This window comes from Dokdonia sinensis, assembly GCF_003688895.1.
Classification (GTDB): domain Bacteria; phylum Bacteroidota; class Bacteroidia; order Flavobacteriales; family Flavobacteriaceae; genus Dokdonia; species Dokdonia sinensis.
Window position 1 is genome coordinate 123,392 of the sequence record NZ_REFV01000011.1, and the last position, 16,866, is coordinate 140,257.

Genomic DNA, 16,866 nt, shown 5'->3' on the forward strand with positions numbered 1-16,866 from the left:
TTATGCGCTAAAACGTTCTATAATTACGGGAATAGAAACTCTGTAAATTACTAAAGCAATTAAAAAAACAGGAATCATTACAAGTGCAAGTATGCCAAAATATGTTAAAAATTGAAAGTCTAACCCCAAGAGCACATTGCGGTTAACAAGAATTAAGGGCGTTAAGGGATTTATTTCCATAATAGTCTTGAGGATTCCAGATTCTGGGATCACATATACCACCGGCGTAACATACATAATAAATCGTAACCCATAAGAAATAAAAGTAGCTACATCAGTATAAAGCATCCCTAGAGGGGTGATCAATAATCCAAGTGATACTCCTGAAATAATTAAAATTAAGAAAGTACAGGGAAACAGAAGTAGAGACCAAGAGGGAACCACTTCATAAAAAAACAGAAAAAAAACAATGAGTATAAACTTAAACGAACTATTAAAAAGCATCTTATATAAGCCAGATAAAATAATAGCTTCTTTCGGAATATTAATTTTAGAAAGAATCCCCTTTGCTCCATTAGTATTTGACAAAGGCATATTAATAGAATCTAATAATGTAGACCACAACAACGTACCACAAAAGACATATAAAGGGTATGGCACACCCGTGTCCTCTAAATCTACCGTACCAGAAGAGCTTAGGAAAATCCACACAAACGCTGTAGAAAGTGGAGCAATAAATGCCCATACAATCCCTAAAAGAGACTGTCTATATTGTGATTTTATATCCCTAGTTGCTAGCTGCCTAGCCAGAAAACGAGAACCGTACAAATCTCCCAATGAGGACTTTATAAGTTTCGAAATACTTAAGGAATTACCTCGTTCATATATTTTAGTTTCCAGTTCCATGGTATTCTCCTTATCCTATTTTCCTTTATATTATCCTTTATTGCTTCCTAGAGTTGGTCTTTATTTAAGATGAGTACGTAATTTATTTAATAAATTCTTCATCTTGCGCTCTAACCAGTATCTATGTCCCCTAAATGTTTTTGAAACTGGAGTATTCTTTTTACTATGCTTTATACAGGCTATTATAAAGTCTAAGAGATTTTCTTTATAAAAAAAATCAGGAGTTTCCCCATCCTTAAATATGGGTTGAGCCATCATATCGACATACATTTCATCGTCAGAATCAAGTTCCATAATATGATGAATAAGCGACTCAGTATCAGAATAATCGTCATAATTAATAAAACGATGCTCATTAAATACTTCTTTTACCTTAGGATCTCCGTAATAAATAGGGATTGCGTTACTTAAAAAAGCATCAGTAATCTTTTCCGTACAATATCCCTCTTCTTTTTCATTTTCAAAGGCAAATACGAATTTATGTTTATCGCAAAACTCCTTTTTGTCTGCAACAGGGCCGTTCACATTATTTTGAAATTTTCCTCCAGAATTAACCTTTTTAATCCTATTTAAATCATCATAAAAATCGTTTCTAACCGTTCCCTCAGGGTTTGAAACCACCGTACAACAAAAATGCTCCTTAGCTTCGAGCACCTGCGCTGCCTCTACTTTAGAAAACACTTTCTCTAAAGCGTGTAATTGATTAGACTCCAGAACCCTTATTACGTAATGTGGTAGTTGATACTGCCATTTATGCGTTAAGTTCTCAAAACTGATAGAGTAATCACAAGCATTAAAATTAGTCTTGCGGTTTTCACCTGTATAAAACAGCTTAGCACAATTGTACTTTAAATGTGCTGTTCCAAAACAAGAAAAGATCAACAGCTCAGGATCACTTGATATAATAAGGTTGTAACGTTCAGAAAGTAGATAATAGAAAAAATTATTTTCTTTATCAAAATCACGCCACATATCAGCATAATCTATTTTTAATGATTCCTTATGTTGTTTATTACCTACAGCACTCATTTACTACATTTATCCTCAAAAAATTACAACAGGAAATCTTTCTGTTCCTTACCTCTTTCAGTTAATACTTAAATGGGACAAAAAGGATTATAAAAGCAAAGGGGTCCTATTCTGTCCTACCTAAAATAAATATTATAACATCTAATCATTCGAGATCTAGGTACGCCATTACTTTCGTTTTATAAGTCTTTTTAACCAGCTACGCCGCTCCTCCTCGTGATAACCATTATTATAGGTACCATAACCATAGCCGTAGCCATAACCATAGCTAGATCCAGAGCCGTATCCGTATCCGTATTTACCTTTTTGCTGGAAATAATTAAGAACAAAACTTATATGTTTAATTTCTCCTTTTTCAAATTTATCATTTACTAATCCCAACATATCCTTTTTGGTATACCCCTGACGCACCACATAGAGTGAGGCATCTACATAAGGCATGAGCTCAAAAGAATCGGTAACCAGACCTAGCGGTGGGGTGTCCAGTACAATATAATCGTATTCCTGTTTCAATTGTTCGATAAAATCCCCCATAGCGTCACTTATAATAAGCTCAGAAGGGTTAGGAGGAATAGGGCCAGATAATATAACATCCAGGTGATCAATCCCAGAAGATTGTTTGATCTCATTCAAAGTTGCATCGCCTATAAGATAATTTACGACGCCTTTATCATTCTCTATATTGAAATCGTCAAAAATTTTCGGCTTACGGAGATCCAGCCCCACGAGTACGGTTTTCTTTTCGCTTAAAGCGAAAACAGAAGCGAGATTAATTGAAGTAAACGTTTTCCCCTCACCACTCACACTTGACGTAATGAGAACCGTCTTTGCCCCTGTAACCCCTTTCTTTTTATATAAAAATTGAAGCCCAGATCGTAATCCTCTAAAGGCCTCTGCAATAGCCGACCGAGGATAATCACGTACCACAAGCCCAGAACTGCGTTTACTCTTGCCTATGACTCCCAGAATAGGTATCGCCGAACGCTTTTTAACATCCTCTGGATTGCCAATTTTTGTGTCTAAAAAGAAAATCACAAGAACGAGTGCAAAAGGAATTGCTAGACCAAATACTGTTGCCATTACATTATTGAGTCGTGTATTAGGGCCTATAGGTCCCCTCCCCACATCCTTTGCTCTATCGATAAAAAGTATGTCAGAAACATTAGAAGCCTTAATAATTTCTGCCTCGCTACGCTTAGCAGTATATAAGTTGTAAGCCTCTTGACTAATAGTAAAACGTCGTTGTATGGCTGCGAGTTCCTGCTCTTCTTTTGGGAACTGTCTCAACTTTGCTTCTGCCTCTCTGATATCCTGATTGAGCTCTCTTATCTGAGCATTTATTATCGCTTTACTTGAATTTATATTTTCAAAAAGAACTTCTTTTTCAGCATCTATGCGCCTATCAAGATCTCTGAAAGCTGGATTCCCTTCCTTTGCTGTATATGCTAAGTTACTGCGCTGTAGCGCCAGCTGGACAATATTAGATACTCCAGCAGATATACTTCCCTCGTTTATAAGTGACACAGACGGTGCTGGAACATTAGAATAATCTGTGCGCGTGCGCAAGTAATCTTCCAGTTGCTTATTGTAAATAAGTTGATTAGAAAGTTGATCCTTTTGAGTATCATACTTTTGTAACTCTTCGCTTATCTGCTCTGCTCCTCCAGATAACGTAATAGCATTGTTCTTACTCTGAAAGGCGTTAAGATCTGCCAGCGCCTTATCTAAATCTATATTACTATCCCTGAGACTGCTGTCTATATAAGCAATCGTTTTTGTGGCAAATAGGTTTTTTTGTCGTAGTTGTTCTTGCGTACGTACTTCAATACTTGCATTAAGATAATCTATAAGCCTTTTCTTATTAGTACCCACAAGACTTAATTCTAAAATAGAACTTCCTCGAGGAGTCTGCTCTACCCCAATACCCCGATACCTACCTGTAATACCATTAAAATTACCTAGGCTCACGTAATACTCCTGCCCTTCTTTAGGATAAACTTCCGTAGGCATTAAAGTTCCTTTTAAAAAAGAAGTATTTATAGTATCACCAAGCTCAAATACGGCTTCATAATCTGAAGCAGGAGCTGGCACAGTCGAAGGTCTTAATGTTTTATAGTTATAGAGTGATGCATTCCCTCCATTAAATGGTATTTTAACTTTGAAAGCACCGTTTCCTTGATCTATAAAAGTCATTCGCTTCCCGTACAGCTGAGGAAAAGAATCGTTAAGTTTTAGTACAAATGGTGTGTATCCATAAACGTCCTCAATAGCATACTTTCCTTGCTTTTGATAATTTATATAATACTGAAGGTATTGCACCACCCGCTCCGTATGCGTTCTTGACTTTAATAAAATAATACTAGTCTGGACTTTATCTGTAGTCCCTCCCCAATTAAAAACAAGACTCGTATTACCGGTAAATAGTGGATTTTGATCATCTTTAATAGAGATCATACTCGTTTCTCTAAAGATGGGAACCTTGCGCACATTTACGTAGCGGGCAATGGCAAAAGCAATTCCCAATGAAATGATAAATAACCACCAGAAACTGAGCAGTCTAAATAAAAAGCCCTTAAAATCGAAGAAACCTCCAGAAGCTTGTCCATCAAATTCTTCTTCCATCTATAATCGTGTTGATAGTAATATAATTGATGTAAGAGTCGTAACTACAGTCAGTATTGTTGTAAATGTCTGTAGCCCAGTAGTACCAATTCCTAATGCTTTTTGAGGTCGCGGATTTACCGTAATAATATCGTTGGGTTGTATGTAATAAAATGGTGATTGCATCACATCAATCGTTGTTAAGTCTATATGATGTATACGCTGGCCGCCAGGGTATTGCCTTATGATAATTACATCTGTTAGATCTCCTGTAAGTGGTACGCCACCAGCATTTGCAATAGCCTCAAGTATAGAAACCTTCTCGGCGAGTACATTTCGAGTTCCAGAGGCTCCTAATTCGCCCACTAGCGTATATCGAATTCCTGGCAACTTTACTGTTACAAAAAGATCTGCCTCATCCTTAATATAATCTTTAAGAAGCCGCTTCTCAATAATTTCTCTTATTTCCTCCGTCGTTCTGCCTAGTACATTGATTTCGCCTAGCTCAGGCACACGGATATTACCGTGGCTATCTATGGCAAATCCATCATAATAAAACCCTTCGTCTAACGAGACTCCACTATTACCGCTCGGATTAAAAAAATCGACAAGTTGTTGGTCTAGCGCTTTTAAACGTATGCTCAAAATATCTCCTACCTGCACCCTATACGGTGGTGGTTGTGCCTGCAAGGTAATAAGACTATCCTGAGTCTTTTCAGTTTCTCGTAGATAGGTAATGTCTTTTAGAGGCACACAAGACGCTGCGCACACAATAAAAGCCAATAATATTATTGCAAAAATGTTTCTCATTTAGGGTTTTCTTAACAGTACAAATATAGGCGTTCATCGGTAAAAAGCAATAATTCATCGGTACTTAGACAGATTTTATGATTTAAGATGAATGTATGAGCCAGTTAGTCTATCTGCATTGCGTTGCGATTGTTATTTAAAACGCTCGTACTGCTCTAATAAAGACAAATAATGAGTTATACCAAGTGCAACTAATAGAAAATGACGTATCCATTTTTTAAGTATTGAATACGCCATACTATTAAATTCATATACTCTTAAAGAGCAGATCAATGGTATGTCTAGCGTAAAGATTGCTTTTTTACTTTTTTGTAAATACGTCTTCAGCGTATCGCGAAAGTGTAAAACACAACCAAAATCAATCCTACGTCGAGATATAAAAAAACGAACCCGAACCCTAGTCGCAGACGAAGGGTAAGACTACCGCTTCCTTTCCCGTTTCTCCTGATACTCCTCAATCGCTTTCTTGCTTGTATACCACACACGTCCTTCTTTATAAGCGGTAATTTTACCACGACGTGCGAGCAAACTCACATACTCCTGACCGTAAGGAGCATTAGGCTCACTCACGATATCATTTATAGGTTTAAACCCATTAGAACTGGACCCTAAACTATTTAAATAAATAGAAAGCGAACGCTCTGCCGCTTGAGCAACTAGTAAAAAGAGCTTGTCATAATCACCCTTATTTGAAGCATTGAGTGAAGCATAGTACTTCTTACGGTCTACTTTTAAAATAATAGCAGGTGGAAAACCTTCACTCATTAAAAGTAAATTGAAAATCAATCTTGCCGTACGTCCATTTCCATCAAAAAAAGGGTGAATCCATACAAAACGATGGTGAAAGACACTGGCACGTACGATAGGATGTAATTGCTGTCCATCTGTATTGTACCATTCTATAAGCTCCTCCATAAGCTCCCGAACGACAAGCGCGTCCGGAGGTGTAAAATTTGCCCCTTGAATCCTCACTTGGCCTGTACGGTATACACCAGCGATTTCCTTGTCAATCTTGTCGAGAACCAAAGCGTGTACCTCTAGAATATCTCTCTTTTTTAAGAGATAGCCTTTTTGAGCCAACTCCTCAACAAAACCAATGGCCTCATTGTGATTTACCGCTTCAAAATGTTCTCGTAGGGATTTTCCAGCAATTGTAAGACCGTCTTTTACAACAACTACAGTCTCTATGAGTGAAAGCGTATTTCCCTCTATACTGTTTGAGTTGTAGGTCCACTCCATCGTAAGACTGTCCTTGATGCTCTTTATTTTGTAGGCAGGAATAGGCCGGTAGGTATCTAGACGCGCTTTCTCTGCATCCAGTCTATCTAGCAGTTGCTTAAACTCATAGGTGGTTCTAACATCTCTCCATTCCATTCCCCAAAGCTACAAATTCTTTTACTAATATCGGATAAAAGTATTAATTTATTTAACCGATATTAAGCTTTTGCAGTACGCTCCATTCTAGCATACTCGTTTTCCCAGTCTCTAGAGATATTTTCTTTAAGAAGTTTAGCGGGAACACCACCTATGAGTATGTTTTCTCCGTGTTCAGAATAATTTTTGTTTGTAAGTGACATTGGAGCAACGGTACAAAAATCTAGTGTAACGGTACCTTTTTTAATTGAACATCGATAACCGATAAAATTATTGTTTCCGATATGAACAGAACCTACAAGAGGATGAGCATTATTAGTCTCCTTATCAATCATACGGTGGAAATCTGTATCATATATTTGACACTCAGCAGAGATCCTTGTCCAGTTCCCTAAGGTGATGCTGTTCTCTACGACAAGATGGGAACGACTTGCAATACCTATCATATCTCCAAGAATGCACTGACCTTTACTCCCCACGTAGACAAAAATGTCCTTGCCTAATTGGGCTCGACCTTTGAAGATAAGGCTACCCAAAATATTTAGCTCGACTGCACTTCTTCTCACGGTATCTTTCTCATAATTATATCCTATACGAACCATACCCTTTTGTAATGGGGCGTCTACAAATATTGTTCCAGAGATATTTGTAAATCTTACAGGTCCGTAGAAGAAAAAAGGAAGCTTTCGAGCTTCACTAAAAGGTAATTTCTTAAAATTGAAGTAGTACGTTTTATACCAATTAATTGCCCAAAAGCGTCTCCAGCGGTTACGGAGTTTCCTGATGGGGTTCAAAATCGTACTCATTGTTTTTTCTTTTTCAGGATAGAAGTTACTAAAGTTTTAAAGCCTACCTTCTCATCCAGTAACCTATAAGAGTACAAACAAGAGAGTGCAGTTATAAAAAAACCTAAGCTATATCTCAAATATAAGGCTTCTATGTAAGTGACAGCAAAGGCCCCTGCACAAAACAAAATACAAATGAAGAATGCTCTATAAAATCCGCTCGCCATTTTAAATCCATAACGGTAACTAGTGAGCCATTTTACGGTAATAAAATGAAGGACAAAATAGGCGAGCAAACTCATCCCTATGCCCTCCAGCCCATAAAAATGATAGCCAATTAAATTCAAAGCAAGCAAGATACTATTAAATCCTACCGCCGTTTTCATGAAGAGACTACTATCTCCTTTAGCAATAATGATGTATCCCATTGACCAAGATACCGCCTTGAATAACATCCCGAGGATTCCCCAGCGTACTAGGCTTACCGTAGGAGCAAACTCTCCAGAATACAAAAGCTCAATTAGTAGTGGAGCAAATCCTACAAAGAAAATAACAATGGGCGTAATGAGCAATATTGCGATAAAAGCTTGCTCAAAAACCGTTTTCACCACTGCTAGGCCATCATCACATATTGCCGAAAGTCTAGGAAAATAATCTGTGGACATCGCATTGAAGATAAGTCCCACATATGTATTCAAAATGACGATTCCCGCACTATAAAATCCAACCTCAGACTCACCACCTTGATGACTGATGTAAATTTGTACAAGGTAAGCCACCAGTAAACCTATCAGAGTACTAATGCTCAAAGTTACACCTAGTTTCATCATTCCTCGACCTTCGGAGAAAGCCTCTTTTGATGACAGATTATTTGTAGCAATATTTTCTACCGCTTTGCGCGAAAAGTAAATCGCAAACAAAAAGATGAATCCAGAGGTTAGTATAATAGCAGGTAATATCCCGTCAATTCCCAAAGCGTAATACAAAGGTATGGTCACGAAAAGTCCCGAAATAGCCCCGTACAGGTTTGACTTTGCTAAAAATTGAAGCTTTCTCAGCCCCTGAAGAATCGCAAGCCTACTAGCAGATAATTGATTAAAAATCAAAGCAAGTCCTAACCAAATAAAGGAAATCGTATACTCTCCAGAATCGAAAGACCACTGACTCAAAAAAGGAGAAAAAGCGAGCATTAACAATGCTCCCGCTATTGCCGTAAACCAAGCGAGTCTTTTTAAAATGCTAATACTTCGAAAAACTTTGAGTTCGTTTTCGTCCGTTGCGTGACCTGCAATTTCTTTGACTGCACTCTTATCCAAACCTAGATTCGTAGCAGTTGTAAGCAATCTCAATGGCGCTAGAAACAAGGAAGCAATTCCCATTCCTTCAGCGCCCACGAGCAGGGCGATAATCTTAGAACGGGCAATGGTGATTAAAATGTGAATTACCTGAACTCCGCCAAAAAGCGTTGTCGCCTTCATCACATTTTGATATGATTTTTGCTCTTCCCGCATTAAAACGCATTTAAAACCAAAATCACCTTCCCTACCTCCTCCATCGTCATCACCGGACTTAGGGGAATACTAATCACCTCCCTATGAATCCGCTCCGTAACAGGAAAATCCAGTTGTGCAAAGGCTACAAGTGCCTCTTGTTTATGAGGTGGGATGGGATAATGAATAATCGTACCCACACCATTTTCGGTCAAATACTTTTCCAGCGCATTCCTTTCCTCACAGCGTATCACAAAAAGGTGAAACACGTGGTCGTTACCATCAGACCATTGTGGCAAGGTCAATTTAGGATTCTTAATTTCGGCGAGGTAGCGACGGGCTATGACGCGACGCTTTTCATTGTCTGCATCTAAGTTCTTTAATTTTAAGCGTAATAAAGATGCTTGTACCTCGTCCAGTCGCGAATTTATCCCCAAATATTTAGAAACATAGCGCTTTTCAAAGCCATAGTTTCTTAGGCTTCGTAAGATTTCGGCGAGTTGTGGGTTGTTTGTGGTGATGGCGCCACCGTCTCCTAGTGCTCCCAGATTTTTTGTGGGATAAAAGCTAAAACCACTGGCGTCTCCCAAACTCCCACTGCGTTTTCCTGAGGCGTCTTTTGCTCCGTGGGATTGCGCGCTGTCTGTTACGACGAGTAATTTGTGCGCTCCCGAAACAAGTTCGGGACAAGTTTTCGCGAAAGCGGAAACCTTCTCCATATCTGCCAGTCGTCCATACAAATGGGTGGGCATTATAACCTTAGTAAGCGGAGTCACTTTTCTAGCTAAATCGGCAAAATTGAAATTGTAGGTGTTGATGTCTGCTTCAACCAAAACAGGTATCAATCCCGCTTGTTTAATTCCTAAAATCGTGGCGATATAGGTGTTGCTGGCGACCAAAACTTCGTCACCCTCATTGAGTTTCCCAAGTATCTTATAACCCTCAAGTATCAAGCGCAATGCATCCAGACCATTTGCAACACCCACACAATGAGAAACACCGCAATAGTGTGCAAACTCCTCCTCAAAAGCGCGCACTTCATCGCCCAGCACATACCAGCCTTTCTCCAGAAAAGCCTGAAACTTCTCTTGAAAAGCCTCTTGGTACGGAGCGTTTATTTTCTTTAAATCCAAAAATGGAATCATAGCAATACGTCGTCTAGAAGTGAATGACTGCTGGTGTCAAAAGCATATACCGAATGTACAAAGGTGCGCGCGCCAAAACACTCTTTCCAGTAATTTAATCCTTTATTGAGGTTTCTGCCGTCATTTTCATTAGAAATCCCAAAATCAAAATAACGCTTATGGGCAAAAACCGTCTCGATTAAATGTTCAAATAAAAAATCCAGCGTTCCCCACTCCTGTTTATGTTCTCCTGCCGAAATATACTGTACGTGTGCGGTAATTCCAGTTTCAAAAATGGTGGCTCCGCCTGCTATTGCCCCATCTTTTAACACGTTAAACTGCTTGATATTCTCGGGAAAACGCTCCTGTAATCTTGTAATTTCAGCAAGTGTGTGTGTAGGTTTTGCCCCGTGCCGTTCGGTGAGGTTTGGCTCTAGGATGTTTTTCCAGAACTCGGAAAAGTCTTTAGTCTGTACGATGGTCAGTCCAGCGCGTGCTCCTTTTTTTACGCCTTCCTTTCGGTTGGACTGTATCGCAATTCGGTTTTTATTATCGATGACCGAAGCGACGTCTACACGAGTTGTTTTGGCATTGCATAAAAACGCGAGATAGTCCAGCTCCTGCGATGGCAAGGAAGCGTAGAATATGGGGAGTTGTTTTATGATAAGAGAGGTAATCCCTTTCGCTTTAAGCGTGATTAAAATTTCTTTAAAGAATGGAATGATCTCAGTTAATTTTGATTTATTTGAAAGCAACAATCCGCCGTAGGTTAGTCCTTGATGACTATGTATCGTATTATCCACCTGATTTGCAGGAAGAATAGCAACGAGGTTTTTTCCTTTAAATATAAGTTGTGAGGCATCTTCAAAACGGTCTTTATGATACTCCATAAAGTCGCGGTGCATCAGAAAGGTGGCATTCTTGCTTGTTGCGACAAAGTCGTTCCACAGCCAGCGGTCCTCAGGAAGATATGGGCGTACGGTATAAATGGTTTTTGTTTTGGTGGTTTATGATGGTCTAAAATACTACAATCCTATCAATCGTATACCTTAATCTTCAAGTCCAGAGTTCGAAAGATTGCTCGCTCTTCGGGCGCAATTCCCTCAAACTGATAGGCAACAAATTTTTTGAAATGAAGTCCTTCATAAAGTAAAACGCTGGGTTCTCGTGGTTCGTATGCTTGCCAGGTTTCAGCTTTTGGTACGGGATAGAAATAGCAGGCGTTTACAAGTTTGAACGTCTCGGGGTTTTCTGCTTTCTGCTGTTGTTGCTCATAATTAGTTATCATAGACCAACTGTTTCCGAGTTCGCAGTGTTCCTCATAAATCGCATCGGGATGGTTTACTTTAAAATTCCACGCGACGTCCAGCGGGTAGTCGTATTGAAGGTAGTCGGTCAAGTGCAGTCCGTACATCATCACGCTAATTATGGCAATCACGGTTATAGATAATTTAAGCTGTGCTTTAGGTAACATTTTGTAAAGCACCGCCACTAGAAATAGACAAAATAATGGCATCATCTGGTGAATCAACCTTCCATAAAAGGTCACTTTTTCAAAGAAATATCCTGCGGTGGCATACACAAGTAACAAGGCAACACTTCCCACAAACAACAATGCCAGTGAATTTTTGAACAATTCCTTGTCTCTAATCACTTTAAGCAAAATCACAACATAACCTAAAATTCCCACACAAATCAAAACGCCCAGCGTTCCCTCGACTTCATATAAATATCGGGGCAGGAAAATATAGGATTCAGAAAACGAACCCTGAATGATACTGGTAGACAGATTACTGGAAATTGCGAGATAGGAGACGTTGCCCAGTCGCGATAACAGCTCGGTTGCAACGAGTAATATTCCACCAGCGAGTAAGAAAACAGCAATATTTTGTATTCTATTTTTCAGTTTGAATTTGTTTAGGTTATAGACTAAAAAGAACCCTATGAGCAGTGTATAGAATAAGATATAGCCTGGATAAATGAGAAATGCAAAGAATGCCCACAGGCCTAGTTGGAAAGACCGCTTTCGCGAAAGCGTAACCTCTGATTTTAATAATTTCCAAAGCACAAAATAAAAGATAATCAAACTCTTATCGTACGGCAGTGCGTGACGCAGGTACACATAACTGTTAGTCAAACAACAGAATATCAATACTCCCAGCAACGCCCCTGTCCTATTTTTAAAAATGAGTATCGCTATTTTAAACTGTAACCACAGGATACCGATATACACCGCAAAATTTACCAAGAAAAACGGCCACGTATTTACCGGCTGAAAAGTCGAAAGCCCAAATATCTTCCCCGTTGCATATTGCACGCCCACGGGAAGCAAGTTCATAATAACTTGTCCTGGACGGCCTTTGGTAGAGAAAACATCTGCAATGGCTTGGGTGATGTTTCCGTCGGCGAGGCTGTTTATTAGGTTTGCCGATGCAAAGACACGCGTCTCATCTGGGAATGCGAGCATTCCTTTATTTATGAGCAATAGCTTAGACAAAGCCGCAATTACAATGGTTGCAAATAACCAAAAATCCAGTGTACGGTACTCTTTAATTAACGCAGGAAGTTTCATAACTCAATTTTAAAAGTTAGGCTTGCGCTTTCTTATCTGGGAAGATTAGTGATAGTAGCACGTACAAGAGGATAATCAACGGCATCGAGAGGAAATGCAAAAATATGATGAGCAAGACACTTACGATTAAGAAAATGTACTTCACGGCATTTTCGGCAAAACCGTAGGATTTAAATTTTAGTGAGAATAGTGGCAACTCTGCATTAAGTAGGAAACAGGACAACGCAGTGATGGCGATGAGGACGTAGGTATTTTCTAATATCGCTTTCGCGAAAGCGAACTCTCCATAAATTAAAATAAGTGGCAAACTGAGGATAAAAAGCGTATTTGCAGGAGTGGGCAAGCCTATGAAAGAGCCCGTTTGCCTATCATCCACGTTGAACTTTGCCAGTCTGTATGCGGAAGCACAGGTAATCGCAAACCCTACATAAGGTAACGGTGAGCTGAAAGCCTCAAATTGTGTTCCCCACGGCAATCCGCTCGCGTGGGCGAGTAGTTTATACATCACAATACCGGGAACGACGCCACTTGTCACCATATCTGCAAGAGAATCGAGTTGTAATCCTACCTCGCTCTGTGCGTTAAAAAGACGAGCAAAAAATCCATCAAAAAAATCAAAAAATATCCCCAAAGCGACAAATGCGGCCGCATATTCCATCTGGTCATTTACCGCAAAAAGTACTGCAATACAACCACACAATAAATTGCACAGGGTAATTGCATTAGGAACATATTTTTTTATGGACATTTCGAATGGTTTTGTGTAAAAATAGGAAAGAAAACCATTTTGCTCCCGACAAAGGCAATATCTCTTGTTTATTAAAGTTTTCTTTCTGTAATTATATCGGATATTTGCGCGACAAAATAGCTATTTGAAAAAGACGCTTACCATACTTATCGCATTGTTCACTATCGCTGCCAGCGCGCAAGCGGTACGTCCCTATTCGAACGAATTTTTAAACATTGGCGTGGATGCAGCAGCACTTGGAATGGCAAATGCTGTTACGGCAACTACGCGCGATGTGAATTCTGGGTACTGGAATCCTGCGGGACTGGTGCATCTAGAGGATAATCAAATCTCGTTGATGCACGCGGCTTATTTTGCCAATATTGCAAATTATGATTATCTCGCTTTTGCAAAACCGCTGGACGATCAGAGTGCCATCGGGATCTCCCTTATCCGTTTTGGAGTAGATGATATTTTAAATACTACCCAGCTCATAGACGAACAAGGAAACATAGACTACAACCGAATTTCCCTTTTCTCTACAGCAGACTATGCCATGACTTTTTCCTACGCCAGAAGGTTACCGCTGGATGGGTTGAATGTAGGAGCAAATGCTAAAATCGTGCGCCGTATCATAGGCGACTTTGCGAGCAGTTGGGGTTTTGGACTCGATGTAGGTGTACAGTTTAAAAAAGGTAAATGGGATATAGGGCTTATGGCGCGTGACATCACGACGACCGTAAACGCGTGGAGTATAGACGAAGAAGAATTTGCCACAATAAGCGAGGCTGTCGAAGGGCAAAATCAAGAATTACCAGAAAGCACAGAAATTACAATACCTAAATTGCAGTTTGGTGTGGGGCGTCTTTGGGAATTTCATCACGATTATGAACTCCGTGCAGAAATTGATCTCAACTTCCGCTTTGTACAGACTAATGATATTATTTCTTCATCTAGCGTGAGCGTTACCCCCGCGCTGGGATTTGAATTTGGTTATGCACAGCTTGTGTACGTGCGCGGTGGTGTAGGAAACTTTCAGAATATCACACAACTGGACGGCACAGACAATATCGGTTTTCAACCTAATATAGGTGTGGGTTTTAAATTTAAAGGCATCCACGTGGACTATGCACTCACAGACATAGGCGACCAGAGCGCTGCGATTTATTCAAATGTTTTTTCTGTAAAACTAGACTGGTCTCTCTTTGGGGGACGTGGGCGTTAATAGGGCATTGCTTCGTATAACAACCCAGATTCTGGACCGTAAGGATTCTCTCTTGTATTTCTAAAATTATGTGGCACCGATTGATATGGATACTCCCAACCTCCCTGTGTTATTACAAAATGTAAATGAGGATAGCCAGCAAGACCCGTTGCACCACTAAGGCCTATCTCCTGACCCGCCGTAACTTGGTCTCCTACTTCCACAATTGCACCATCCTTAGTTAAGTGCATATATTGAGCGTAAGTATTTCCAGACTTTACAACCACTAGATTATTGGGAAAACCGAAATCCCCACCAGATTCCTCCACGTGAACTACAGTACCTGCTCTACTTGCTGTAAGCTTAGTTCTTATGGGCATTGCAAAGTCTACCGCAAACTAGTCGGGTTGTCCAGCCGCGTGATATGAAGAACTGCATTGATTTAAATCTACACGGTACGATTGACCTACTTCGTAAGGAAGCATATAAGGAGACTCAGAAAAAGGTACGTACACGGCATTACTACAATTAATTTCGGACAGACCCTCTTCCTCAATCATCGCAAGATTACCTAAATCATCATTCTTTTCATTACATCCTGCTATCAGGAGTGAACCTATTAATAAATACGGTAGTAATTTCATTTTTTTTAGTTTACAAGCTACATTAATTATTGTCTTCTCATCTTTAATTTTAAGTTTTGATAGATAAGAATAATTAATCTTATTTGCTTTCTGTGTAAATTGAACTAATCTGCATTATGGAAATATTACGTCATTTGATATTGTTGTTTTGCCTGTTCGGATTTTTCATTTCGGGGGGCTTTTTTTTAGTAAGAAGTCAGTCGGGAACCGATTCCTCTCTCTTTTTATTATTACGCTTGTTCTCGACCAACTCAATTTTCTTTACGAAACAAGTGCTCTGGTACAGCTTTATCCTCAGTACTTTCTTTGGATATATCCTATATGTTTACTTTTTGGTCCATTGATTTGGTGGCATTTTAAAAAAGTTAGGAATCCAGAGAAAAAACTCGCCTACAAAGAGCTTTTACATTTACTTCCATTCGTACTCTTTATTGTTCTAGGTCTATTCCCCCTATATGAACTATCAGGTGCGGATAGACTACTCTTTGCGCGAGAACATTTTATGGAATACGTGGTGCCCCTAAATTATATAAGATCCACGCACGTCTCTGTCTACGCTTTCCATCTAGTCTTTCTTATTGTGAAAAACAAACTTTACAGTACAGATACTCAAGGGTTGTATTTGACCATCATTACACTAGTTTTTGTCCTGGCGGCGCTCGTGCAATCTTATTTGACTGCTTTTGCAGATGATTATGGACAGTTTGCCATTTACTATACTTTGGTCGCTATTCTCGTAGTTATTCCGGGCGTTATGCTTTATTTTTTTCCACATATTATCGAACGGGTACATCACAAGTATTTTCATAGTAACCTTACCCTTAAGGACAAAACACGTATTCTACAGAAGTTAGAAACACTTAAAAAAAATACTGCCTATTTTTTGAAAAGTGACTTAAAACTTAGGATACTAAGTGATGATCTAAACGAGAAACAGCATCATATCTCTGAAGTATTATCCAAGGAAATGAACTCTTCCTTCATCCAGTATGTAAATAAACATCGTATTGACTTCACAAAAGACCTTCTCGCCCTGCCTGAAAATAAAAAAACAAAACTACTAGCTATCGCTTTTGATTCTGGGTTCAATAATACTGTAACTTTCAACAAAGCTTTTGTTAAAGAAACTGGGCAAACTCCAGGAAAGTATCGTAAGCATTTCTCAGATAGTGATAATGACTTAAAATATTCAAATAAACTCTCATAAACATTCTTAACCATCCACGAATAACTATTATTTAAGATAGTTAAAGCTTAGATGAAATAATAATTATAATTATATACTTAAGAATAGAAGAGAAGTGGGTACTCGCCAAAACCTTATGACAGCTTGAAAGTGACCGCGCTATGCACTCCTGAGCTCCACTTGCTTTCAATGCGTTGTAATAACCTGCAGAGTAATCGCTACAATCGCTCTTGTATTTATGTGGATTCCTTTGCTCCAGAGAACAGCTGCCCTTAGCAATGACTCCCCTTTGAACGTGCGGTATTTTGGTATCGGTCCAGAGAGCGTGTGGAGGGCAGTCTTGGCCTTATTTTTAGACATAAAAAAAGGTCCAACCGATTTCTCGATTGGACCTTAAACACTGAACAATTTTCAGTGTAAAAAGGCGGCGACCTACTCTCCCACGATTGTAGTACCATCGGCGCTGGCGGGCTT

15 protein-coding genes are annotated in these 16,866 nt (G+C 39.3%); 2 read left to right on the forward strand and 13 right to left on the reverse strand.

Going from position 1 to position 16,866, the window contains the following annotated elements; genetic code table 11:
* From EAX61_RS11895 to EAX61_RS11945, 11 genes are all read right to left on the reverse strand, one after another.
* Positions 1 to 777: an ABC transporter permease gene (locus tag EAX61_RS11895; protein WP_236642038.1), complete on the reverse strand. Its 777-nt coding sequence runs from the start codon at positions 775 to 777 to the stop codon at positions 1 to 3.
* 129 nt (positions 778 to 906) lie between these two features.
* Entirely contained in the window at positions 907 to 1,875 is a 969-nt protein-coding gene (locus EAX61_RS11900) for a glycosyltransferase family 10 domain-containing protein (protein WP_121917922.1), read from the reverse strand.
* Positions 1,876 to 2,043: 168 nt separating this feature from the next.
* On the reverse strand, positions 2,044 to 4,497 hold the full coding sequence (locus tag EAX61_RS11905; protein WP_121917923.1) for a GumC family protein: 2,454 nt from the start codon (positions 4,495 to 4,497) through the stop codon (positions 2,044 to 2,046).
* Entirely contained in the window at positions 4,498 to 5,286 is a 789-nt protein-coding gene (locus EAX61_RS11910) for a polysaccharide biosynthesis/export family protein (protein ID WP_121917924.1), read from the reverse strand.
* A 420-nt stretch (positions 5,287 to 5,706) separates the two neighbouring features.
* Positions 5,707 to 6,660, reverse strand: a complete 954-nt coding sequence (locus EAX61_RS11915; protein WP_121917925.1) for a Fic family protein — start codon at positions 6,658 to 6,660, stop codon at positions 5,707 to 5,709.
* 62 nt (positions 6,661 to 6,722) lie between these two features.
* Complete coding sequence (locus tag EAX61_RS11920) at positions 6,723 to 7,466, reverse strand: acyltransferase (RefSeq protein ID WP_121917926.1); 744 nt, start codon at positions 7,464 to 7,466, stop codon at positions 6,723 to 6,725.
* A complete protein-coding gene (locus EAX61_RS11925; RefSeq protein WP_121917927.1) occupies positions 7,463 to 8,956 on the reverse strand; it encodes an O-antigen translocase in 1,494 nt (497 codons plus the stop codon). The genes EAX61_RS11920 and EAX61_RS11925 overlap by 4 nt, the downstream gene beginning before the upstream one ends.
* The gene (locus tag EAX61_RS11930; RefSeq protein WP_121917928.1) at positions 8,956 to 10,080 is read right to left on the reverse strand and encodes a DegT/DnrJ/EryC1/StrS family aminotransferase; all 1,125 of its coding nucleotides are present in this window, start codon (positions 10,078 to 10,080) and stop codon (positions 8,956 to 8,958) included. The genes EAX61_RS11925 and EAX61_RS11930 overlap by 1 nt, the downstream gene beginning before the upstream one ends.
* Positions 10,077 to 10,949, reverse strand: a complete 873-nt coding sequence (locus tag EAX61_RS11935; protein ID WP_236642039.1) for a GNAT family N-acetyltransferase — start codon at positions 10,947 to 10,949, stop codon at positions 10,077 to 10,079. The genes EAX61_RS11930 and EAX61_RS11935 overlap by 4 nt, the downstream gene beginning before the upstream one ends.
* Before the next feature lie 146 nt (positions 10,950 to 11,095).
* Complete coding sequence (locus EAX61_RS11940; protein ID WP_121917930.1) at positions 11,096 to 12,631, reverse strand: hypothetical protein; 1,536 nt, start codon at positions 12,629 to 12,631, stop codon at positions 11,096 to 11,098.
* 16 nt (positions 12,632 to 12,647) lie between these two features.
* The gene (locus EAX61_RS11945; protein ID WP_121917931.1) at positions 12,648 to 13,379 is read right to left on the reverse strand and encodes a CDP-alcohol phosphatidyltransferase family protein; all 732 of its coding nucleotides are present in this window, start codon (positions 13,377 to 13,379) and stop codon (positions 12,648 to 12,650) included.
* Positions 13,380 to 13,503: 124 nt separating this feature from the next.
* Here EAX61_RS11945 and EAX61_RS11950 point away from each other — a divergent pair, with 124 nt between their 5' ends.
* Positions 13,504 to 14,583, forward strand: a complete 1,080-nt coding sequence (locus EAX61_RS11950) for a putative type IX sorting system protein PorV2 (protein WP_121917932.1) — start codon at positions 13,504 to 13,506, stop codon at positions 14,581 to 14,583.
* Here the strand turns inward: EAX61_RS11950 and EAX61_RS11955 are convergent.
* Both EAX61_RS11955 and EAX61_RS11960 read right to left on the reverse strand, forming a co-directional pair.
* A complete protein-coding gene (locus EAX61_RS11955; protein WP_121917933.1) occupies positions 14,580 to 14,942 on the reverse strand; it encodes a M23 family metallopeptidase in 363 nt (120 codons plus the stop codon). The two genes, EAX61_RS11950 and EAX61_RS11955, sit on opposite strands and share 4 nt — an antisense overlap.
* 18 nt (positions 14,943 to 14,960) lie before the next feature.
* Positions 14,961 to 15,206 (reverse strand): hypothetical protein, encoded by a 246-nt coding sequence (locus EAX61_RS11960; protein WP_121917934.1) that lies wholly within the window; start codon positions 15,204 to 15,206, stop codon positions 14,961 to 14,963.
* 580 nt (positions 15,207 to 15,786) lie between these two features.
* On the opposite strand from EAX61_RS11960, the gene EAX61_RS11965 reads away from it, so the two are divergent.
* Positions 15,787 to 16,413, forward strand: coding sequence for a helix-turn-helix domain-containing protein (locus EAX61_RS11965; protein ID WP_161555227.1), 627 nt, complete (start codon positions 15,787 to 15,789; stop codon positions 16,411 to 16,413).
* The last annotated feature ends 453 nt before the right edge of the window (positions 16,414 to 16,866 follow it).

Bases quoted from the DNA above. Each gene is read 5' to 3' on its own strand.
- EAX61_RS11900 (WP_121917922.1), bottom strand. From the start codon at position 1,875: ATGAGTGCTGTAGGTAATAAACAACATAAGGAATCATTAAAAATAGAT.
- EAX61_RS11905 (WP_121917923.1), bottom strand. From the start codon at position 4,497: ATGGAAGAAGAATTTGATGGACAAGCTTCTGGAGGTTTCTTCGATTTT.
- EAX61_RS11910 (WP_121917924.1), bottom strand. From the start codon at position 5,286: ATGAGAAACATTTTTGCAATAATATTATTGGCTTTTATTGTGTGCGCA.
- EAX61_RS11915 (WP_121917925.1), bottom strand. From the start codon at position 6,660: ATGGAATGGAGAGATGTTAGAACCACCTATGAGTTTAAGCAACTGCTA.
- EAX61_RS11920 (WP_121917926.1), bottom strand. From the start codon at position 7,466: ATGAGTACGATTTTGAACCCCATCAGGAAACTCCGTAACCGCTGGAGA.
- EAX61_RS11925 (WP_121917927.1), bottom strand. From the start codon at position 8,956: ATGCGGGAAGAGCAAAAATCATATCAAAATGTGATGAAGGCGACAACG.
- EAX61_RS11930 (WP_121917928.1), bottom strand. From the start codon at position 10,080: ATGATTCCATTTTTGGATTTAAAGAAAATAAACGCTCCGTACCAAGAG.
- EAX61_RS11935 (WP_236642039.1), bottom strand. From the start codon at position 10,949: ATGGAGTATCATAAAGACCGTTTTGAAGATGCCTCACAACTTATATTT.
- EAX61_RS11940 (WP_121917930.1), bottom strand. From the start codon at position 12,631: ATGAAACTTCCTGCGTTAATTAAAGAGTACCGTACACTGGATTTTTGG.
- EAX61_RS11945 (WP_121917931.1), bottom strand. From the start codon at position 13,379: ATGTCCATAAAAAAATATGTTCCTAATGCAATTACCCTGTGCAATTTA.
- EAX61_RS11955 (WP_121917933.1), bottom strand. From the start codon at position 14,942: ATGCCCATAAGAACTAAGCTTACAGCAAGTAGAGCAGGTACTGTAGTT.
- EAX61_RS11960 (WP_121917934.1), bottom strand. From the start codon at position 15,206: ATGAAATTACTACCGTATTTATTAATAGGTTCACTCCTGATAGCAGGA.